Raw genomic sequence first — 21747 nt, 5'->3', positions numbered from 1 at the left:
CCTGGAGGGGGACCCAGGCGGGGCTTTGTCGTCCGGTCGTATCTCGCGCATATCCGCTCGCGCGGCGCCCGGACCCGTTCAGGTGCGCGGGACTATTCGACCACCTGAACGATGCGACGCGAGCGCGGCTCGACCAGCACGGTGCGGCCGTTCACGACGGTGTAGCGATAGGGCGTGGCGCCATAGGTCTGCGGCACGTCGTAATAGGTGACGCCGGCTTCCGGCAGCACGCCGCCGACGATCACGCGGTCGGGAATCGTGTAATTCGGGACCCGCTCGCGCACGATATATTCGCGGAACGCCGGCCGCTGGTCGACCGCGATACCCTCGTTGTCTTCGACGACGACGGTGCCACTGCGGACGACGCCGACGGTGTCGCTCTGCGCCTGTGCTGCGACCGGCGCCGTCAACGCGCCCGCAACCGCGGCAATAGCCAATATCCTGTTTCGCATGACGAACTCCTTTTGCGAGAAAGGCACCGGCAATCGCCGGCGCATCAGGCGGGCCAATTCATCGCGCGCGGCATTGTTCCGGAAAATGGGTGGTCTTATACGCGGCATTTCCGGGGAATTGTTGTGGGGGACTGGAACCCGTTGAGGTGGCTGGACGTCTTCTGTTGCGGAACCGCGCCAGCGGGTAGATTGCCGTCCTCGATCTCGATTCGATATTCCATCAAATCAGCCGGAGACATTTCAAATGACCATCACCGCCGCGCACGTTCCCGCCATCGTGGCCTTGATTGCAGGAATTCTGATCCTGCTGATGCCGCGGTTGCTCAATTTCATCGTGGCGATCTACCTGATCTTCGTCGGCCTGGTCGGCCTCGGCGTGTTCAAGATGTTTCATCTCTAGCGCTGGAAAGCCGGGTTTCGCGGCTTGCGCGGAACCCTTCAAAGTGGTGTAAGGCGCGCATCATTCCCCCATTTTCGGATAGTTGGAATCCATGGCCAAAGCCGTCGCGAAGTCCAAAAAAACCGTAGCGAAATCAAAGCCATCCGTGCGGGCCAAGGTGGCGCCGCCGCCGTCCGCCCGCAAGGCGTTGAAGAAGCTTCCGGCCAAGCCTGCCGCAAAGCCTGCGGTCAAGGCGACGGTGAAAAAGGCTGCGGTGAAGAAGCCCGCGGCCGGAACGGTAAAATCCGGCAAGTGGGTCTATACCTTCGGCGACGGCAAGGCCGAGGGCAAAGCCGGGCTGCGCGACCTCTTGGGCGGCAAGGGCGCCAACCTCGCCGAAATGGCCAATCTCGGCCTGCCGGTGCCCCCCGGCTTCACGATTCCGACCTCGGTCTGCACGTACTTTTACGCCCATGACAAATCCTATCCGCCGGCGCTGAAGACGCAGGTCGAGAAGGCGCTCGATCACGTCGGCAAACTCGCCGGCAAGGCGTTCGGCGATTCCAGGAATCCGCTGTTGGTTTCGGTCCGCTCCGGCGGCCGCGCCTCGATGCCGGGCATGATGGACACCGTGCTCAATCTCGGCCTCAACGACAAGACGGTCGAGGCGCTTGCTGAACTCTCCGGCGATCGCCGCTTCGCCTATGACAGCTATCGCCGCTTCATCACCATGTATTCGGACGTGGTGCTCGGCTTCGAGCATCATCATTTCGAGGACATCCTCGACACCTTCAAGGACGGCCAGGGCTACACGCTCGACACCGACCTCACCGGCGACGACTGGGTCGAACTGGTCGGCCGCTACAAGGAAGCGGTGGCGCGCGAAACCGGCAAGGATTTCCCGCAGGATCCGCACGAGCAGTTGTGGGGCGCGATCGGCGCCGTGTTCTCGTCCTGGATGAACGCGCGCGCGGTGACCTATCGCCGCCTGCACGATATCCCGGAGTCATGGGGCACGGCCGTGAACATTCAGGCCATGGTGTTCGGCAACATGGGCGAAACGTCGGCGACCGGCGTGGCCTTCACGCGCAACCCGTCGACCGGCGAGAGCAAGCTGTACGGCGAATTCCTGATCAACGCGCAGGGCGAGGACGTGGTGGCGGGCATCCGCACGCCGCAGGACATCACCGAATATGCGCGCAAGGAATCCGGCTCCGACAAGGCGTCGATGGAAGTGGCGATGCCGGACGCGTTCAAGGAACTGACGCGGATCTACACGATGCTCGAAAAGCACTACCGCGACATGCAGGACATGGAGTTCACGGTCGAGCAGGGCAAGTTGTGGATGCTGCAGACCCGCGGCGGCAAGCGCACGGCGAAGGCGGCGCTCCGCATCGCGGTCGAGCTCGCCAATGAAGGCCTGATCTCGAAAAAGGACGCAGTGATGCGGATCGATCCGGCCTCGCTGGATCAGCTGCTGCATCCGACCATCGATCCCGCGGCCAAGCGCGACGTCATCGCGACCGGCTTGCCGGCTTCGCCCGGTGCGGCCTCCGGCGAGATCGTGTTCTCGTCCGATGAAGCCGCCAAGCTTCAGGCTGACGGACGAAAAGTGATTCTGGTGCGGATCGAGACCTCACCGGAAGACATTCACGGCATGCACGCCGCCGAAGGCATTCTCACCACCCGCGGCGGCATGACCTCGCACGCCGCCGTGGTCGCGCGCGGCATGGGCAAGCCCTGCGTCTCCGGCTGCGGCACCATTCGCGTCGATTACGGCCGCGGCACCATGAGTATCGGTTCGCGCTCCTTCAAGACTGGCGACGTCATTACGATTGATGGCTCGCTCGGCCAGGTGCTGGCCGGGCGGATGCCGATGATCGAACCGAAACTGTCGGGCGAATTCGGCACGCTGATGGGCTGGGCCGACTCGGTCCGCAAGCTCGGCGTCCGCGTCAACGGCGACACGCCTGACGATGCGCGCACCGCCATCAAGTTCGGCGCCGAAGGCATCGGCCTGTGCCGCACCGAGCACATGTTCTTCGAGGAAACCCGCATCCGCACCGTGCGCGAGATGATCTTGTCCGAGGACGAGCAGTCGCGCCGTGCGGCACTGTCGAAGCTGCTGCCGATGCAGCGCGCGGATTTCGTCGAGCTGTTCGAGATCATGAAGGGCCTGCCGGTCACGATCCGCCTGCTCGATCCGCCGCTGCACGAGTTCCTGCCGCATACGCAAGCCGAGATCGAGGAAGTCGCGCGCGCGATGAACACCGATCCGCGCAAGCTCGCCGATCGCGCCCGCGATCTCGCCGAGTTCAATCCGATGCTCGGTTTCCGCGGCTGCCGTCTGGCGATCGCCTATCCGGAGATCGCCGAGATGCAGGCGCGCGCGATCTTCGAGGCCGCGGTCGAGGCCGAAAAGCGCACCGGCAAGGCGGTCGGCCTTGAGGTGATGGTGCCGCTGATCGCGACCAAGGCCGAGTTCGACCTGGTCAAGGCGCGCATCGATGCTTCCGCGCAGGCGGTGATGAAGGAGACCGGCAAGAAGATCGCGTACCAGGTTGGTACGATGATCGAGTTGCCGCGCGCCTGCCTGATGGCCGGCGACATCGCGCAGACCGCGGAGTTCTTCTCGTTCGGCACCAACGACCTGACGCAGACCACCTACGGCATCAGCCGCGACGACGCCGCGAGTTTCCTCGGCACCTATGTCGCCAAGGGCATTCTCGAGATCGATCCGTTCATCTCGGTTGACCGCGCCGGCGTCGGCGAACTGGTGAAGATCGGCGTCGCGCGCGGCCGCAAGACCCGCCCGAACCTCAAGGTCGGCATCTGCGGCGAACACGGCGGCGATCCCGCTTCGGTGGCGTTCTGCCACGAGATCGGGCTCAACTATGTCTCGTGCTCGCCCTACCGCGTGCCGATCGCCCGCCTCGCCGCGGCGCAGGCCGCGCTCGGCAAGACGGTGGCAAGCCAGGCGTAACGCGCAGCAACTGACGAGATTGAAATGGCCGGGATTTTCCCGGCCATTTTCGTTTCTGGCGCAGCCGTCATTGCGAGGAGCGTTAGCGACGAAGCAATCCATCTATCCGTTGCGCGGTGAGATGGATTGCTTCGCTTGCGCTCGCAATGACGATGAGGCGCTGTCATTCCGGGGCGATGCGAAAGCATCGAACCCGGAATCTCGAGATTCCCCGGGGTGCAATTGCACCCCTGAGGTCTGGTGCTACGCACCATCCCGGAATGACGAGTGAGGTTCCCGTATTCACCCGCCCGTAGTTTCTTCACCCTGTCCGTTGACGGGATGTTTACCACCTTCATCGAGCGGGCATTTACCAACACTTTCGATGCGAATGCCAAAAAGTGCGCGGTGCATTGCCTGTGACATACACGCAACGCGGATTAACTCCCCGGCAACCTAAATTCGATACCAACAAAAAAGGTCGAATTTTACGGATGTACTGAAGTTCGATCGCGTCTTTGTAAGCGTTGCGTAGAGCGTATCGATGTTTGTGTTGCGTAACCATCCGAAGGGCGCGCGGTTCGCGTCCTTCGGACTCGGTCTTTGCGTCTTCGCATTGATGCCGACCGAGATCGGATATCAGGATATCGCTTCGCTATTGGCCCGGCAGCCCGGTGTCGCCGAGCGCTGGCAGAAGCGGGTGTTCTCCGCTGTCGGCACCATTCAGGTCGCGACCTTCTCGTTCGGCCGGCCGATCGGAACCTCCTCGCCGCAGACCGCGACCTACCAGCTCGCGAGCCTCAATAATCAAGGCATCGACATCACCGGTTCGGTGACGCGCAATCCGCTCGCTGCGCCGCCGCCGCGCTATCAGGCCGCCGATTTTCCCAAAGTCGACCGCACGGCGAAGGGTGACCGGCTGGTGGTGACGCCGCCGCAGCCGACGGAAGCCGCCAACCCGGCCGAACGTGCGCCGGCGTTGCAGGATCCCGCAACCTCGAACGCATTGGTGAAGGGCGCCAAGACCGTCGAGCGGACCCCGTCGGCTGAACCCGCGCCGCTCGATCCGGAGCTGCAGGCCGCATTGAGTGCGCCGCCGCTTGCGCAATACGACGTGTCGATGTCGCTCGAAGCCAATCCGCTCGATGACCTCAAGGGCCCGCCGCCGGCGTCATTGCCTTCGGTCGCGCTCGCGCCCGCAGCGCCGCGCGACAATTTTTCGTTCAAGACTTCCAGCCTGTTCTTCGGCTCGTCGCTCGGCTCGCCCGAAAGCATCGAGCGCTGGCAGCCCGGCGAAGAACCCACCATCGTGGTTCCGAACGTGGTTCCTGATCCCGACATGAAGGTGATGGCCTCCTTGCCGGTCGATGCCGACGGCCCGGTCCGCGCCGGCGAGATGGGCGAGAGCATCGCGCCGAAAGGCGAAGTCAATTCCAACAACCAGCACGCCAAGACGCCGGCCGAACGTCTCGGCCTGTTCGACGACAAGGCGCGCGCCAAATCCGAAAAGTGCCTGGCGGAAGCCGTCTATTTCGAAGCCCGCGGCGAAGCCGTGCGCGGCCAGATCGCAGTCGCCCAGGTGGTGCTGAACCGCGCCTTCTCCGGCAAATATCCGGAAACGGTGTGCGGCGTGGTCTATCAGAATAAGCATCGCCATCTCGCGTGCCAGTTCACCTTCGCCTGCGACAACAATGCCGACGTCATTCGCGAACCCGACATGTGGGACCGCGCGCAGAAGATTGCCAAGGCGATGCTGGATGGGCGGCTGTGGCTGCCGGAAGTCGACAAGTCGACCCACTACCATGCCTATTGGGTGCGCCCGTCCTGGGTCAGCGAAATGAAGAAGATGTACAAGTTCGGCGTCCACACCTTCTATCGCCCGCGTGCCTGGGGCGACGGCAGCGACGCGCCGAGCTGGGGCAGCCCCGCCGAAACCGCGGCGATCTCGGCCAAGCTCGCCGAAGCCGCGCAGAGCTCGGCCGAGCAGGCCAGCTTGAAGCGGTAAGTCTCTTTGTCGTCCCTGCGAACGCAGGGACCCATACCGCGTGATTTATCGATAAGGCGCGGTGGCTGAGACCTTTCGCACAACAACTGCCGCGGCGTATGGGTCCCTGCGTTCGCAGGGACGACGGATAGGATTGTTCTCGCCGATCCCCTCATCGCTCTCGCCGATTTTGCAGGGCTGCCCTGCGACGAAAAAATTTCCTCGGCCGCCCTTGGGATTTCCATGCGAATGCATTAACTCCCCGTAGCGTTCTGTACAGACCGGATTCCGGGGGGAATTTTGATGGCCGTCACGACAGACAATCTTCGCACCGAGTCGACCTGGCGAACGCCGCTCGTCATCATCATCTGCGGCTGCGCGATCGCGCTGTTGAGTTTCGGGCCGCGCTCAAGCCTCGGTTTCTTCATCCAGCCGATGACCCGGGAATTTGCTTGGGGCCGCGACGTGTTCGGCCTGGCGCTGGCTCTGCAGAACCTGTTGTGGGGATTGGGCCAGCCGATCGCCGGCGCCATCGCCGACCGCTTCGGCCTGCAGCGCGTGATGGTGGTCGGCGCGCTGCTCTATGCCGGCGGCCTCCTGGTGATGCGCTATGCGGCGACGCCGGGCTCGCTCGACCTCGGCGCCGGCGTCATGATCGGCTTCGGCCTGTCCGGCTGCTCGTTCAATCTCGTGCTGTCGGCGTTCTCAAAGCTGCTGCCGCTGGAGAAGCGCGGCCTGGCGCTCGGCGCCGGCACCGCGGCGGGTTCGTTCGGGCAATTCCTGTTCGCGCCGTTCGGCGTGGCGATGATCGACAATTTCGGCTGGCAGTCGGCGCTGATGGTGTTTGCGTTGCTGATGCTGCTGATCGTGCCGCTGGCACTCGCGATTTCGACGCCGCCGGCAACGTCGGCGAACGTGCCGGTCGCGGACCAGCAATCGTTCAAGACCGCGCTCGCCGAAGCCTTCGGCCATCGCTCCTTTGTGCTGCTGGTGCTCGGCTTCTTCACCTGCGGCTTCCAGCTCGCCTTCATCACCGTGCATCTGCCGGCCTATCTGTCCGACCGCGGCGTCTCGGCGCAGACCGGCGGCTGGGTGGTTGCGGCCATCGGCCTGTTCAACATCGTGGGCTCCTTGAGTGTCGGCTGGCTGCAGAACAGGTTTCCGAAGCGCTACATCCTGTCGATCATCTATCTGGCGCGGGCGTTGTCGATCGTGGCCTTCATCTCGTTTCCGATCACGACGTTCTCGGCGATCGTGTTCGGCGCCGCGACGGGGCTAACCTGGCTGTCGACGGTGCCGCCGACCTCGGCGCTGGTGGCGCTGATGTTCGGCACCCGCTGGTTCGCGACGCTGTATGGCTTTGCCTTCGTCAGCCACCAGGTCGGCGGCTTCCTCGGGGTCTGGCTCGGCGGCGTCGTATTCGAGAAATTCGGCTCCTACACGCCGATCTGGTGGCTCTCGGTGCTGTTCGGCGTGCTGTCGGCGCTGATCAACCTGCCGATCGTCGAACAGCCGGTGGCCCGCCCGGTTGCGCAGCCCGCCTGATCCGGTAAAACCCGCGGACATGAAAAGTCCGGGGAGTTTATCGTGGGAACGTTCAAGGCCATCAGGATCGACAAGGCGGAAAAAGGCACCACTGCGGCGCTGACGCAGTTCGACGAAGCCGAACTGATGGAAGGCGACGTCACCGTCGCCGTCGAGTGGTCGACGCTGAACTACAAGGACGGCCTTGCCGTCACCGGCAAGGCGCCGGTGGTGCGGCGCTTCCCGATGATCGCCGGCATCGATTTCGCCGGCACGGTCGAACAGTCCTCGCATCCGCAGTGGAAGGCCGGCGACAAGGTCGTCTGCAACGGCTGGGGCATGGGCGAGACCCATCTCGGCGCCTATGCCGAAAAGGCCCGCGTCAAGGGCGACTGGCTGGTGCGGCTGCCGCAGAACATCTCGACCCGCGACGCCATGGCGATCGGCACCGCCGGCTATACCGCGATGCTGTCGGTGCTGGCGCTGGAGAAGCATGGTCTCTCGCCCAAGAGCGGTCCGGTCGTGGTGACGGGTGCTGCCGGCGGCGTCGGTTCGGTCGCGATCGCCGTGCTGTCGAAGCTCGGCTATCACGTCATCGCATCCACCGGGCGGATGTCGGAGGCCGACTACCTGAAGGGCCTCGGCGCCGCCGAGGTGATCGATCGCAACGAGCTGTCAGCTCCGGCCAAGCCGCTCGCCAAGGAGCGCTGGGCGGGCGGTATCGACAGCGTCGGCTCGACCACACTCGCCAACCTGCTGTCGATGACGAAGTATGGCGGGGCCATCGCGGCCTGCGGTCTTGCCGCCGGCATGGACCTGCCGTCCTCGGTCGCGCCGTTCATTTTGCGCGGGGTGTGCCTTCTCGGCATCGATTCGGTGATGTGCCCGATCGAGCAGCGCAAGCTCGCCTGGAGCCGCCTCGCCAGCGATCTGGACCACAAGAAACTTACTGATATTACTCAGGAAATCAGTTTGGACCAGGTGATCGCCGCCGGCGCCCAAATTCTCGCCGGCCAGGTCCGCGGTCGAATCGTGGTAAAAATTGTCTAACCACGTTCAGACTTTACCAACCAAGCTGCTCCAAAGTTGCCACGGTTGATATGGTAAGTAGCGGGTAAAGAGGCCGTAAGGCTGGTGCCCGCACTCTTGGTAAGTTGGAGTAGCTGCATGCTTGCGCGTTTGGTTCTGGGGGCCGTCACGGCCGGTGCGATGGTTGTGCCTGCGCTGGCTGGGATGATGAATGCCGACGAGGCGCGCAAGTTCGTGTCCGGCAAGGTTTTCGCGTTCAACTGTTTCGACGGTACCCGCGGTGCTGGCCGTATCCTCGACGACATGGGCGCCGCCGGCTCGGTCCAGTTCTCGGGCTCTGGTCCGATCCGCCATGTGCGCCTGCCCGGCAACACGCTGCAAGTCCGCGGCCAGGCTGTCTGCGCTTCCATCAAGGGGCTTCCGTTCGAGCCGTGCTTCAACCTCGACAAGCGCGATGACCGCACGTTCCGTGGCTCGGTCTCGGGCATGGGCTTTGCCTATTGCGATTTCCGCCACCAGGGTGGGGCCTCGATGCTGATGGCGCGTGCCGTGGCGCGGCCGCGCGCGCTGCATGGGTCGGAGCCGAGCCGTTCGGCCGAAGCCCGCGCCGAAGTCTCCGCGCGCGTCGAGACGCCGGCGGTCGAGCGCGCCAAGCTCGAGCCGGTCAAGTCCGAGCCCAAAGCGGAATCCCGGGCGGAACCGGCGAAGGCCGAGACCGCCCCGGAACTGCGGCGCTCGACGGACTGATCTTTCCCGAATGCTTTGACGGCGGTTCCGCACCCGGCGGGATTGTGGGAACTCGCTCCGTAGTCCTACGGCCCGGGGAATTCACGCCCCGGTAGCAACTCGCATTGCAACGTTGTGGTCAAGCGGCCGGGAGGCGGCCCGAACCATGAGATCAATCATGCCGCTGTATTTTTTTCGAATCAGCCATGGCCGTTACGCCGGTGCATCCGATCAGGGCTCCGAATTCGAGAGCCGCGAGGCCGCGTGGGCCGAAATGACCAAGGTCTGCGGCAATCTGCTCGGCAGCATTTCACGCAGCCTGAAGCAGAATGCCGAATGGCAGATGGAACTGCTCGACGAAGCCAGGAAGCCGGTTTTTAGGATTCGGCTGGTCGCGGAATCCGTCGGCTGATGACGCTATCCTCCCCCCTGCGCAGCGGGGAAAGCTGCGGCGGCCTGCCGGCGGAACAGGATCCGCTGGTACAGCCAGCCGATCGCCACCAGCACCAGGCCTAGGCACATGAACGACAGCGCGCGGTAGACGCCTGTCAGCGTCGACATGTCGATCAGGAAGGCTTTCAGGATCGTCAGCGCAATGACCGCGGCGGAAGCCAGCCGTGCGCGCTGCGAGTTGGCGAGAATGCCGATGCCGAGCAGGATCACGCCGAACGCCAGCCACGCGATCGAGTAGCTGTATTGCTCGGCACCGCCGGTCGGGCCGATCGCCATGATCGGGCCGTGATAGAGACGGCGGATTTCGGCGGTGACATAGGTGAGCGCCAGGATCAGGGCGCCGGCGGCGAGCGTATTGGCGTAGGCGGCTGGGCGATGGCCTGCCACCGCATAGGACAGCAACAGAGCGAGCACGGCAGGCAGCGCGTAGGCGAGCAGCAGCAGGTTGATGAAGCGGCCGCCGACGTCGATGGTCCAGAGCAGGGGCTGCTCCAGCACCAGCAGCCCGCCGACGGTCGCCAGGCCGGCGAACGCGGTCAGCAGGACGGCGCCGGCATTGTGAATGACGCTGCCGGTGCGAAGGCGCAATCGTTCCAGCCCGATCGCCATCGCCAGCGCGACGCAGACCTGCAGCGCCACTTCGGTGAGACCGGCGGAGGTGAAGTAGGGATCGCCGTCGTTGACCGCGTGGCGGATCTCCATGAACGCCAGCAATACCGTGAACAGGATCGCGGCCGATTCCACCGCCCGCAGCGGCGCATCGTCGCCGTTACGGCGCAGGAAGATGCTGCCGGCCCAGAACGAGGCCGCCGGAATGCCGTAGCCCCACAACAGCCAGTTGAAGATCGGCGTGGTGCCGACGGCGTCGCCGACAATGCGCGGCTCGTAGCCGATCCGCAGCACCACGATGCCGGCGAGAATAGCGGCAAGCGAACGCAGGAACGGGATCGGCCGTTGCAGCGAAATCCAGGCGGTGCCGGCCGACATCAGCGCCAGCGCGATCGTGAGCCAGCCTTTTTCCAGTGCGAACGTCAGTGCCAATGCCAGCGCCGCCAGCGCGCCGGTCGCATACAATGCGATAGTGGCTTGCATGCCTGGACGGTCCTCGCGCTTGGTGAGCTCTTCGGTCGCGGCGGCATAGGCCGCGGCCAGCAGCACCGCCAGAATGGCGAACGGAATCGAGCGGTCGAGATGCGCGATGCGGGCATAGAGCGCGACCAGCAGCGCCAGCGGTACGAATACCGAGGCGGCCGACCAGATGACGGGAATGATGGCGTTGGCCGAGCGGCCCTGCGCCAGGAAGCCGGCGACACCGAATCCAACGGCGAAGATCGCGGCCGAGATCAGATGCAGCGAGACCGATCCGTCGGTGGCTGATGGTCCGATGCCTGCCAACGGACCGCCGGGCAGCACCAGCATGTCCGGATTGGCACGGATCGCCCATTCGGCGAACACGACAAAGACCAGCGCCGCGGCAGCACCGACCGCGCCGGTGGCGGCATCGTTGCGCCAGGCCACGATGAGACTGCCGGCGACCAGCAGGCCGAATGCGATCATCGCGGCATCGGCATGAAAACTGTTCAGTACGATCAAGGTCGCACCGGCGAGATAGGCTGCCAGCGAGCCGGAAGATATCGGCTCGATCTCACCTTCATTCGCCGGCGGGCCGAACAGGAAGCCGCACACCACCAGCAGGGCGGCGAGGACAAATCCGGCCAGCACGTGGAACGCATGCGGCGCCACCATCGACGGCCCGCATTGCAGGCAGGGCAGGGTCCATAACAGCGCGAACGCGATCGTGGTCACCGCGAGCCATCGCCACAGCCGCACGCGGGCCAGACCGAATGACGCCGCGGTGACGATGGCGAGATAGACGTAGAGCGCCCAGAAATCCGGTTTGTCCGACGACACCAGAACCGGCGTCGCGAAGGCGCCGACGACGCCGAGCCCGGCGAGCGCCGGCCCGTGCAGCAACGCCGCGGCCAACGTGGCCAGCGCCACCAGCCCGAGCAGGACGAAGGCGGTGGCGGGCACCAAAAATCCGTACAGTGCATAGGCCGCGTAGACGGTGGCGAAGGCGACGGCGGTGCCGGCGGCGGTGAGAATAGCCGGGATGTTGGCGACCGGCAGCGCTTCGATGGCGGAGATGCTTTCCTTGCGCCGGGTCCATTCGCCGGCGGCGAGCAAAGCGAGCGCGAACAGGCCGCCCAATATCGTGCGCACGCCGGGGCCGAGCAGGCCGGCATCGATCGAATAGCGGACCATGAAGAATCCGCCGAGCGCCAGGGTCAGGCCGCCGATCCACACCACCCAGCGGGTGCCGACGGTTTCCTCAAACCCGCGATCGGGCTGCGGCAGCGGCGGCGGTGCGGCTGGAGGCGTACTTGCGATTTCCGGCGCGGTTTCGGAGGTGGCGGCAGGGGCGATCGATTCCACATCGGGAATGACCGGCGGCGGCACCGGTGTCGCTGGAGTCATGCGTGGCTCCGCGGCCTGCACCTGCGTCAATGGCGGCGGAACGGATCGCGTGATTCCCGCCCGCTCGATCGCGTCCAGCCGCGTGCGCAGCGCCGCCGCCTGGTTCATCGCCTTGCGGGCAAAGATAAAGGCGACAATCGCGATCACAATCGCGGCGAAATCGAACGGGTTATCCAGCATTGGGCCTCCAGATGGGCGCACTAAATGATGCACCGGTCACATCAGCGGCCCGTTGCCATCCAGTGAGTGCAGTTTTGATCGCTAAAAGTTCAAATGGCCGCGGGCGATATTGTCGCACGCGGTTGATCCATTTATTTCCGTCATGGCCGGGCGTAGCCGTCAAGGACGGCGTCGCTTCCGCTTGCCTATGCCCGGCCATCCACGTCTTTTTTGCTGATAGTCTGCAAGGTCGTCATGCCCGGCACAAGGCCGGGCATGACGACCTCAACTCATGCGCCGAAGTCGCATCATTCCAGATCGAGCCGGAACGGCTTGCCTTCGACGGTCATGCTGCCCGGGCCCATTTCGTCGAGCGCGCGCAGCATCCGTCCGTCGCGTCCCAGCGCCTTGTCGGCGAGGCTGACGATCAGCCGGTTCGGCGAGGCGATCGGCGAGCGGGCGCGGATCTGCTTGGCGATCTCGATTTCGTCGCGGTGCGGATTGAGCATGCAGGCGGCGGCAAAGGCGCTCGCGGTCGAGCGGCTGATGCCGGCATAGCAGTGCACCACCATCGGCGCGCGGCGATCCCAGCCGCGCACGAAGGCCAGCACCTTTTCGATATGCTGGTCCGACGGCGCTACGAAGCCATCGATCTGCTCGGTGATGTCGTCCATCGACACTTTCAGATGGTTGGCCTCGAGCACCGAAGCCGGCCGCTGCACCTGGTCGACATTGGCCATCACAGTGAGCACATGGCTGGCGCCGGTCGCCTTGACGGTCTCGGGCAATGCGGCGAGCGAGCAGACGTGAAGCATGGCGTTTCCTGGGTGGTTCTTGTTGCCGCGATTATAGTCCGTAGGGTGGGCAAAGCGAAGCGTGCCCACCATCTTGTTTCCGCGCGCAATTGTGGTGGGCACGCTTCGCTTTGCCCACCCTACGGCCGTTTAGCCAAGTAGCAGGCCAAATCGTGCCAAAAACTGCTTCTCCGCCCTGGCCGCGGTCCAGGGCGTCAGATAGTCGCGTTCCGTTGCCTCGGGCAGGCCGGGATCGCGACCGAACAGGCGCTTGGCCTCGGCCACCGAAAATCCGGCCAGATGGGTCGCTTCGAGATAGGCGGCGCCGCGATCGGCGGCCTTGATCGCCTGCGTGATATCGTCAGCCAGCACCCGGGGCAGGCCGAAGCGGATATGGATCGCCGCCAGCAGGCGTTTTTCCACCACCTTGTAGTCGCCGCCGAGCACTGCCTTGAACGGCGAGATCATGTCGCCGATGACATATTCCGGCGCGTCGTGCAGCAAGGCCGCGAGCCGGAAGCGCACGTCCACGCGCGGCATCTGCTCGCGCAACACGAGTTCGACCAAAAGCGTGTGCTGCGCCACCGAGAAAATATGCGCGCCGCTGGTCTGCCCGTTCCAGCGCGCGACACGCGCCAGCCCATGGGCAATATCCGATATTTCGATATCGAGCGGCGAGGGGTCGAGCAGATCGAGCCGCCGCCCCGACAGCATCCGCTGCCAGGCCCGCGTCATGTCGGGCGCGAACGGTTTCTTGGCCGTCATTTAATTTTGAGGCGCGGCTTGCGAAGTTTGCCGCTGCAGGTTTCGTGACAGAAGCACGTCACCAGATGATCGTTGACCATGCCGGTGGCCTGCATGAAGGCGTAGACGATGGTCGGGCCGACGAACTTGAAGCCGCGTGCGGCGAGCTCTTTTGAAATCTTGATCGATGTTGGCGTCGAGGCCGGCACGCTGGCGGTGGTCTTGAACTTGTTCACGACAGGCTTGCCGTCGACAAAGTCCCACAGGTATTTCGAAAAGCCCGGGCCTTCCTCCATAATCTTCAGATAGCCCTTGGCGCTGTTGATGGCGCCTTCGATCTTGGCGCGGTTGCGCACGATGCCGGCATCGTTCATCAGCGCGAGAACCTTCTTCTCGTTGTAGCGCGCGATCTTCTCCGGCTGGAAGTCATCGAACGCGTTGCGAAAATTCTCGCGCTTGCGCAGGATCGTGATCCACGACAGCCCGGCCTGGAAGCCGTCGAGGATCAGTTTTTCATACAGTGCGCGGTCGTCATATTCGGGCACGCCCCATTCGGTGTCGTGATAGGCCATGTAGAACGGGTCTTCGCCCGGCCACGGACAGCGGGTCTTGCCGTCGGCGTGCAGGCGCGCGGATCTGCTCATTGGTACTGGCTCATGGGAATTGTCTCATGCGACGGTCTGTTTCGGCGCCGGACGGATGTCGTTGGGATCGGCGAGGTGGATCGCAAGGCCGCCCGCGCTCAAACTCGCGCCGGCATCGAGCGCGTCGGCGACGCGATCGGTCCGCAGCAGCGCCAGCCCGTTGCCGCCGGCGGTCGATCCCATGGTGCCGACCGATTTTTCGCCGGCGAGAACGGTCGCACCGGCTTCCGGCGAGAAGTCGTCGAGAACGATCCGCACGATCCGGGTGCGTGCGGTGCCGCGATGCTGCATCCGCGACACCACCTCTTGGCCGACATAGCAGCCCTTGTCGAAATCGACGCCGTGCAGGCGGTCCATGTTGGTCTCGTGCGGGAACGCGTCGCCATACATGAAATCGAGCCCGCCGCGCGGCACGCCCGCCTTGATGCGATGCGCCTCATAGGCGTCGCTGTCGACGAGGTCGGCGCCGACAAGATCGGCCACTTTTGGTGCCAGTTCCTCCGGCACCAGAATTCGCCAGCCCAGCCCTTCATGGCGTGGATCGGCGAACGCCAGATCGGGCTTCATGGCGGGTTCGCCGTCCCAGACCGCCAGCACGCCGAGGCTGTCTGTGAGATCCTCCACCACAACCTTGGCGCGCAGCTTGTAGAAGCCGAGCTTGGTGGCGAGGCCGGCCGCCAGCGGGCGCGGTACATCGATCAGGAAGCCGCCGCCATGGCCTGAGGGGGCCTCGGTGATCAGGAAATCGGTCGTGATCTTGCCTTGCGGCGTCAGCAGCGCGCCGAACCGGCCAAGGCCCGGCCGCAGCAGCGTGACATCCGTGGTGACGAGCCCGTTGAGGAAGTTACGGGCATCGTCGCCCGCGACCTTGATCACGCCTCGGTCCGGAAGGAACGCTGCTTTCATGCAAAAATCCCGTGTGACATGTTGCCGGGAACGTAAGCCGCCGGGGCATAAACGACAAGGCCCGGGAGCAGGCAGGGCACGCGAATGCGCGCCCCATCAGGGCTTATAAGAATTGCCCCAACTATCGCCGTCGTCACTCGCCTTGTGCGCAATCGCGCTCTGGAGCAGGCGATCCGCCATGGAAGCTGCAAAAGCGCTCGCACTTGTCCCGCCTCCGACACTCCTCGTCCGCGCCGACGAGTGATCTAGTAAGATCTGCGAACCTCCGAAATTGGCACTGAACGGACACGGCGAGGCCGCGCGGGGATGTCCGTTATCGGAGGCAGAACGGAAGTCGCATTTCAGGTCCGTCAGGGCAGCTTTGACCCGGAACGGACATCGCGCTTGAAACTGGCAACTCCGAGGATCATCTGTGAGCATCGTCACAGACGCGGGTTTGCGCTATTGCGACAATTGGTTGAATGATAAGGTCGGTTTACTTCCGATTTGGAATATCTGATGCGAGCCATAGCGGCCATTGTTGTAGCGGTCTGGTCGACTTGGCTTTTCACTCAGCCTGCGTTTGCGGAGAAGAGGGTTGCCCTGGTGATCGGCAACTCTTCCTATCGGAACGTGGCCAAGCTCAGTAATCCCGCGAACGATGCAGCGGCGGTTGCCGCGATGTTCAAGTCTGCAGGCTTCGACACGGTCGAGTCCAAGCTCAACCTAACCGTGGGAGAATTGCGCAAGGCGCTGCGCGACTTCGGCAACAGGAGCCGGGACGCGGATGTCGCCGTTGTCTACTATGCCGGGCACGGCATCGAGCTTGATGGCACGAATTATCTCATTCCGGTCGATGCCACGCTCGAGACGGATACAGACGTCCTGGACGAGACGCTGCCTCTGGAACGCGTCCTGGTAGCGATTGAACCGGCCAAGCAATTGCGGCTTGTTATCCTCGATGCCTGCCGGGACAACCCGTTCGCTAAAAACATGAAGCGAACGATTGCGTCGCGCGCGATCGGGCGCGGCCTCGCCAAGGTCGAGCCTTCCAGTCCCAACACGATGATCGCGTTTGCCGCCAAGGCGGGTTCGACGGCGTCTGATGGTGACAGCAAGAACAGCCCGTTTGCGACGGCGCTGGTCAATCACCTGACCAAACCCGGCCTCGATCTTCGCAAGGCGTTCGGATTTGTCCGTGACGACGTCTTGAAAGCGACCAATAACGCGCAAGAGCCATTTGTTTATGGTTCGTTGGGCGGCAACGACGTAACGCTCGTGCCAGCCGCGCCTACACCCGCAGCAGCCGCACCGACCCATAACGATGCCACGATGCAGCGGAACTACGAATTCGCGCTTCAAGTCGGCACGAAGCCGGTATGGGACGCCTTCATCGAAAAATACCCGTCTGGCTTCTTCACCGCCCTTGCCAAAGCCCACCGCGACAAGCTGGCGGCGGAAGCGGCACGGATTGACGCGACAAACAAGGCGAAAGCCGCGCAGGAAGAACAAACGCGGCTCGCTGTTGAAGGCGCGAAAGCCGCTGAACAAGCCAAGGCCGCCGAGCAGGCTAAGGCGACCGAACGTGCCCGCGTGGCTTCAGAATTGGCCAAGAAAGCGCAAGAGGAGAAGGTCGCAGCGTTAGCCAAGGCCGCCGAAAAGGAAGCTGAACGCACCAAGGCTACCGAAGAGGCAGAGATTGCCGCAGAAGCCAAAGCCGCCGCTGACAAGAAGGCCAAGGAAGAAAAGGTCGCCGCGTTAACGCCACCGGCTGACAAATCAGACCAACAAACGACGGTAGATCTTCCTCGTTCACTGCAATCCGAGCTGCGCCGGGTCGGCTGCAATACCGGCGCGGTAGACGGAAACTGGAATGCGGCTGCTCAAAAATCACTTGATCTGTTCAACAAACACTCGGGATTAAAGTTTGATGTCAAGGTTGCCAGCACAGATGCGCTTGACGCGGTCAAAGGCAAGACCGCGCGTGTATGCCCTTTGATATGCGATCACGGGCTCAGAGCGGATGGTGACCGCTGCATAAAGATAACTTGCCGGGCTGGTTACGAACTTGGCGACGACAACACTTGTGAAAAGACCGAGGTCAGGAAGCCGACTGCCAGCGGTGAACCAAAGCGCGAAAGACAAGAGAGAGCGAAGGCGGATACTGCACCGGCAAAGCCGCAGGCGTCGGGACAGGTTGTTTGTGGAACGGGCGGCTGCCGTCCGGTTCAAAAAGGCTGCAGACTTGGGATTGTCAGCACTTGGCGGGGGACGTCAACACCGCAGGAAGTGTGCAATTGAGGAACCAACCTGTGAATATGTCGCTTGTTGGCAGATATTGTTGAAAAGTTTTTTTGCGCAGGCGACCGAAGATTCCTAACCCACTGATGCGCTTTACGCGCGACGATGTGAGGGACCATATCGTTTCATCCAAAATCGATCCCGGACCATCGTAGCGGCGTTGAAGAGCGACGCAGCAGCAGAGAAGTCCAAAAGATCAGCTTTCGCGAGATTTGTGGGGTTGTCCGATTTCCGACTTTTGCAACAATATCGGCACAAAGCGGACATTGCGTGATGTCCCGCTTGAGTCCGTTACGCGCTCAATAGCGGACATGCGATCTGCGTTGCAGCTTCTCGATCGATAACGAGCGGAGGCGGCAAGCCGGGCAATGACAGCGCAACTTGTGGCGCGCTTACTGCTTCGCCAGCGACAGCGAGAATTCGCCGTTGCGAACGCGCCCGGGAAGCCCTTCGACGAATTTCGCCACCGCGTCCTCGCCATAGGTCGAGACCAGTTCGGCGAGTGCGGTGAACAGGCTCGCCTGCGCCAGGCAGTCGCCGTCGACGCCGTCGTGCCGCGCCTCGGCCCAGGCCTCGTTGAGGTAGCTGAGCGCAGCCTGCTTCTGTTCGTGGTCGGGAAGCGGATCGCGGGCGGTCGAGAAGGTCGCGGGATGGCTCATGAAACTCAACGAATCTGTGCGCGATCCAGGGCGGAACGCATCGAACGCCGTAAGCTGTAGCACGCGGCGGGCTTGGGGCGAGGCACATCTTTAGGAAAGGTTAACGGCGGTGCTCGAATTTGCGGCACGGTTCCGGAGACGGTTTCGTAGGGTGGGTTAGCGCAGCGTAACCCACCAACTTCGTGCGGCGCGGATGGTCCGGGCGGTGGGTTACGCCTTCGGCTAACCCACCCTTGTAATAGCGCAATCAGTTATCGTCGGCTTGTTCCGTGAGGAATGGCCTGCCGTGGTTTGCACCCCGCGGCAGGCCGCTGGCGATCGGATCGAACCCACCCAGAGCAGTTTGTGGCTGCCCCGTAGCTTGATCGCGTCAGCACCTTCATCGGACCCGGATGGTTGCCGGAACAACTTGGTTCGCTTCACAAGGCAGGGTCGAGGAAGATGACAAAGTCTAACATAACGACGGCTGGAATCGATACGTCCAAAGCTAAACTCGATATCGCGGTTCACGACCGGGCCGAACGTTGGCAGGTCACCAACGATTTAGCTGGCTGGCGGTCCCATGTGGCTAGCCTCGCCAAGTCCGGCGTGACGCGGGTCGGCATCGAAGCGACGGGCGGCTATGAACGCGGCGTGGTAGAGCATCTGCGGGCGGCAGGCTTTATCGTGCTGTTGCTGCAGCCGCTACAGGTCAAAGCCTTCGGCCGGGTACATTTGCGCCGTGCCAAGAATGATGCACTCGACGCGATATTGATCGCAGCCTGCGCTGCAGCGGTTGATCCACCGGAGATCGCACCGGATCCGCGGTTGACGGAATTGGCCGATTATCTGACCTTCCTCGAGCAGATCGAGGAAGACATCAAGCGGTTCAAGAACCGGCTCGAGCACATTGACGAGCCTGCGCTGCGGCGCATCGTCAACAGCGATATAGCCCGGCTGAAAGCACGCAAGGCGGCGCAGATACGCGACATTGCCAAGCGTCTTCGCGGCCACGGCGATCTGGCCAAGCGGCTAAAGCTGGTGCTGAGCATTCCAGGTATCGGCGAACGCACAGCGCTGGCGATCGTCATCCGCATGCCCGAGCTCGGTTGCGTCAGCCGTGAAGAAGCCGCAGCCCTGGCCGGGCTGGCTCCGTTCGCCGCCGATAGCGGACAGCACAGAGGTCAGCGCAAAATCGCTGGAGGCCGCAGCCGGCTGCGGCGCTCACTGTTTGCCGCAGCCCTCCCGGCGGCCTTCCGATGGAACAAGGCTCTGGTCGCCCTCTATGCCCGCCTCACTGCAAAGGGCAAGGCCCACAACGCAGCGCTAATCGCCTGCGCGCGAAAGCTCCTCATCTACGCAAATACCGTCGTCCAGCGCGGCACCCCGTGGACTGAAAATGCCGCTTAGCTTTAATGGTTGCTACGTAGCCCAATATCTCCGCGGGCGTCGCACAGACATGCAGCGCGCCGGCGCCGATCAGTTCGTCCCGGCTGCCGTAGCCGTAGAGCACCCCGATGCCCTTGATGCCGTTGTTCCCGGCGCCGACCATGTCGTGGCTGCGATCGCCGATCATCAGGCTCTTGGCCGGATCGGTCGCCGTCTCCTTCAGCGCGTAGGTCAGCAGATGCGATTTGTCGGCGCGGGTGCCGTCCAGTTCCGCGCCGAACACGTGGCTGAAATGCGGCCGCAGCCCGAAATGGTCGATGATGCGATCGGCATAGACGTGGGCCTTGCTGGTGGCGACGAACAGCCGATGGCCGGATTGCCTGAGCGTTGTCAGCACCTCGGCGATGCCGTCATAGACCCGGTTCTCGTACAGTCCGATATCGGAAAAGCGTTCGCGGTACAGCGCGACGGCGCGGTCGGCGGAGTCTTCGCTGAGCATTTTGACAAAACTCGATCGCAGCGGCGGGCCGATGCACCAGGTCAGTTCGTCCTCGCTCGGAATCACAGCATGATTCAGCTTTTGCAGCGCATATTGAATCGAGCGGGTGATGCCGGGCTTGGGGTCCGTCAGCGTGCCGTCGAGGTCGAAGAAAATCGTGTCCATGGTTGTCGTTCACCTCGTCGGCAAGCGTTGGCTCAACCCCATCCTATAGACTGCCCGACGGGCAAATCACCCCCGGATATGGGTCCAGCCCTTCGCAAAAAAATAAATCGCTGGCGCCGTCGGGCAAATCAGTCGTTCAACTCCCGCCATCCTGTCCCACCAGAGCAACTGTGCTGAAGTAGACCGGTGATCGGCTGGCCTCAAGGCTGGCGCGAGGCGCGCCCCCGCCTTCGGCGGCTTACGGCCTTGACGCCGTCCGCTCCCCGGTCTGTTGGCTAGGCATGCGCTCGGTCGAGGACCGAGCGCGGTGAAGTGCGCTCGCTCAATTCAGTGCGTAACGGCTGGGATCCCATTTCTGCCGGCGTGCGATCATTGTGTTGAGGATGATGATCAGCTTTCGCATGCAGGCGACGAGCGCAACCTTCGGCTCCTTCCCCTTGGCAAGTAGCCGTTGATAGTAGGCCTTGAAGACAGGATTGTTCTGTGTGGCCGCGCCGAGGCACGGCATGTAGAGGGCGTTTCGGACCCAACGGCGGCCGCCCTTGATGTGGCGTTCGCCGCGGCGCTTTCCGCTATCATCGTCATAAGGGGCAACGCCTAACAACGCCGCGGCGATCTCGTCGCTCACTTGGCCAAGCTCCGGCATTCCAGCAATGAGGTTCGCTGAGCTCGTTTCGGCAAAGCCCGGCACGCTCTCGACGATCTCGGCGCGTTCGGCAAGATGAGGTGTGGCCCTGACCTGGGCCGAGATCGCGACTTCGAGCTTGGCAATTTCCTCGAGCAAGCTCTTCAAGATACGGGTCCGCGCTTTCCGAGCCTGTCCTGGTGCAGCATGCTCGTTTTGAGCTTCCAGTCGTATCTTGAGATCGACCAGATTGAGACGAGCTTTCACCAGCGCCTGCAGCTCTTCGCGCGCGGCATCGTGCACTTGGCCCGGCGCCTCGCTGAACGTCTCTGCGAACCAAGCGATCATCTCTGCATCAATCGTATCGTTCTTGGCCAGGCGTCCGGCCGACTGCGCAAAGCTGCGGACTCGCTTGGGGTCGACGATCCGTACGGCGATGCCGGCCAGACGGAGCACCTTCCCCCAATCGCGCTCATAGCCGCCGCTGGCCTCCATCACCGCCCTGTTCACCTTGTGCTTGCGAAGCCAGGCAACCAGCTTGCGATGACCCTGGGCAGTGCTCGGATACGTCTGCCGCAGCGCCAACTCGCGAATGCACGCATCGACCTTGTCCTTTGCTACATCGATGCCGACGACAACGAGACCATTTTGTGCCATCATCCACTCCCTTCCTTGCTCGGTACGGGCTCAACGGCCCTTGCAACTGTTCGGGTTGAGGAAGACACCGGAGCTGTCCCTCGCTCTCATACAGGCTCTGCCGCTTTGGGGCGTTACGGGCTCAGTTCCAGCAACGGGCGGTTCTGCTTCAACCGCCCGTTCGCACATTCTGCCAGTTTTTGCCGACACAAGGGGCGTTGGCCATCGTCGCAAACGAGGGGCAGGGAGCGGTGGACGCGACAGCACGCGAGACGAACGAG

General features: G+C 63.3%; 18 protein-coding genes. 9 read left to right on the top strand and 9 right to left on the bottom strand.

Going from position 1 to position 21747, the window contains the following annotated elements; translation table 11 throughout:
- Positions 1 to 92: 92 nt before the first annotated feature.
- The gene (locus BLR13_RS08980; protein ID WP_074831737.1) at positions 93 to 452 is read right to left on the bottom strand and encodes a DUF1236 domain-containing protein; all 360 of its coding nucleotides are present in this window, start codon (positions 450 to 452) and stop codon (positions 93 to 95) included.
- A 244-nt stretch (positions 453 to 696) separates the two neighbouring features.
- On the opposite strand from BLR13_RS08980, the gene BLR13_RS08975 reads away from it, so the two are divergent.
- The 7 genes from BLR13_RS08975 (at position 697) to BLR13_RS08945 (ending at position 9468) form a co-directional block, all read left to right on the top strand.
- The gene (locus tag BLR13_RS08975) at positions 697 to 852 is read left to right on the top strand and encodes a DUF3096 domain-containing protein (protein ID WP_074825356.1); all 156 of its coding nucleotides are present in this window, start codon (positions 697 to 699) and stop codon (positions 850 to 852) included.
- 91 nt (positions 853 to 943) lie between these two features.
- Positions 944 to 3814, top strand: coding sequence for a pyruvate, phosphate dikinase (ppdK, locus tag BLR13_RS08970; protein WP_074825358.1), 2871 nt, complete (start codon positions 944 to 946; stop codon positions 3812 to 3814).
- A gap of 523 nt (positions 3815 to 4337) precedes the next feature.
- Positions 4338 to 5798 (top strand): cell wall hydrolase, encoded by a 1461-nt coding sequence (locus BLR13_RS08965; protein WP_074825360.1) that lies wholly within the window; start codon positions 4338 to 4340, stop codon positions 5796 to 5798.
- A 282-nt stretch (positions 5799 to 6080) separates the two neighbouring features.
- Positions 6081 to 7322: an MFS transporter gene (locus BLR13_RS08960; RefSeq protein ID WP_074825362.1), complete on the top strand. Its 1242-nt coding sequence runs from the start codon at positions 6081 to 6083 to the stop codon at positions 7320 to 7322.
- A 42-nt stretch (positions 7323 to 7364) separates the two neighbouring features.
- Entirely contained in the window at positions 7365 to 8351 is a 987-nt protein-coding gene (gene acuI / locus BLR13_RS08955) for an acrylyl-CoA reductase (NADPH) (protein WP_074825364.1), read from the top strand.
- 117 nt (positions 8352 to 8468) lie between these two features.
- On the top strand, positions 8469 to 9077 hold the full coding sequence (locus BLR13_RS08950; RefSeq protein WP_074825366.1) for a hypothetical protein: 609 nt from the start codon (positions 8469 to 8471) through the stop codon (positions 9075 to 9077).
- 157 nt (positions 9078 to 9234) lie between these two features.
- Positions 9235 to 9468, top strand: a complete 234-nt coding sequence (locus BLR13_RS08945) for a DUF6894 family protein (RefSeq protein ID WP_074825367.1) — start codon at positions 9235 to 9237, stop codon at positions 9466 to 9468.
- A gap of 5 nt (positions 9469 to 9473) precedes the next feature.
- Here BLR13_RS08945 and BLR13_RS08940 read toward each other — a convergent pair whose 3' ends face one another.
- From BLR13_RS08940 to BLR13_RS08920, 5 genes are all read right to left on the bottom strand, one after another.
- On the bottom strand, positions 9474 to 12167 hold the full coding sequence (locus BLR13_RS08940; protein WP_074825370.1) for a DUF2339 domain-containing protein: 2694 nt from the start codon (positions 12165 to 12167) through the stop codon (positions 9474 to 9476).
- Positions 12168 to 12454: 287 nt separating this feature from the next.
- A complete protein-coding gene (locus BLR13_RS08935; protein WP_074825371.1) occupies positions 12455 to 12961 on the bottom strand; it encodes a tyrosine phosphatase family protein in 507 nt (168 codons plus the stop codon).
- Between the two features lie 129 nt (positions 12962 to 13090).
- Entirely contained in the window at positions 13091 to 13705 is a 615-nt protein-coding gene (locus BLR13_RS08930; RefSeq protein ID WP_074825373.1) for a YfbR-like 5'-deoxynucleotidase, read from the bottom strand.
- Positions 13702 to 14328: a DNA-3-methyladenine glycosylase I gene (locus BLR13_RS08925; RefSeq protein WP_074825375.1), complete on the bottom strand. Its 627-nt coding sequence runs from the start codon at positions 14326 to 14328 to the stop codon at positions 13702 to 13704. The genes BLR13_RS08930 and BLR13_RS08925 overlap by 4 nt, the downstream gene beginning before the upstream one ends.
- 24 nt (positions 14329 to 14352) lie before the next feature.
- Positions 14353 to 15234, bottom strand: a complete 882-nt coding sequence (locus BLR13_RS08920; RefSeq protein ID WP_074825377.1) for a YgfZ/GcvT domain-containing protein — start codon at positions 15232 to 15234, stop codon at positions 14353 to 14355.
- Positions 15235 to 15732: 498 nt separating this feature from the next.
- Between BLR13_RS08920 and BLR13_RS08915 the strand changes: the two genes are divergently transcribed.
- Positions 15733 to 17514 carry a caspase family protein gene (locus BLR13_RS08915; protein WP_074831739.1) on the top strand — a complete coding sequence of 594 codons (1782 nt, stop codon included), beginning with the start codon at positions 15733 to 15735 and terminating at the stop codon, positions 17512 to 17514.
- 392 nt (positions 17515 to 17906) lie between these two features.
- Here the strand turns inward: BLR13_RS08915 and BLR13_RS08910 are convergent, their stop codons facing one another.
- On the bottom strand, positions 17907 to 18173 hold the full coding sequence (locus BLR13_RS08910; RefSeq protein WP_074825379.1) for a hypothetical protein: 267 nt from the start codon (positions 18171 to 18173) through the stop codon (positions 17907 to 17909).
- A gap of 441 nt (positions 18174 to 18614) precedes the next feature.
- Between BLR13_RS08910 and BLR13_RS08905 the strand changes: the two genes are divergently transcribed.
- Positions 18615 to 19562: an IS110 family transposase gene (locus BLR13_RS08905; RefSeq protein ID WP_074825381.1), complete on the top strand. Its 948-nt coding sequence runs from the start codon at positions 18615 to 18617 to the stop codon at positions 19560 to 19562.
- Here the strand turns inward: BLR13_RS08905 and BLR13_RS08900 are convergent.
- Both BLR13_RS08900 and BLR13_RS08895 read right to left on the bottom strand, forming a co-directional pair.
- A complete protein-coding gene (locus tag BLR13_RS08900) occupies positions 19504 to 20205 on the bottom strand; it encodes an HAD family hydrolase (RefSeq protein WP_074825383.1) in 702 nt (233 codons plus the stop codon). The genes BLR13_RS08905 and BLR13_RS08900 overlap by 59 nt on opposite strands.
- 322 nt (positions 20206 to 20527) lie before the next feature.
- Positions 20528 to 21490 carry an IS110 family transposase gene (locus BLR13_RS08895; protein WP_091976312.1) on the bottom strand — a complete coding sequence of 321 codons (963 nt, stop codon included), beginning with the start codon at positions 21488 to 21490 and terminating at the stop codon, positions 20528 to 20530.
- Positions 21491 to 21747 lie beyond the last annotated feature (257 nt).

The sequence above is a fragment of the Bradyrhizobium ottawaense genome (assembly GCF_900099825.1).
Classification (GTDB): Bacteria; Pseudomonadota; Alphaproteobacteria; order Rhizobiales; family Xanthobacteraceae; genus Bradyrhizobium; species Bradyrhizobium ottawaense_A.
This window is presented reverse-complemented; position numbering and strand designations above follow the sequence as displayed.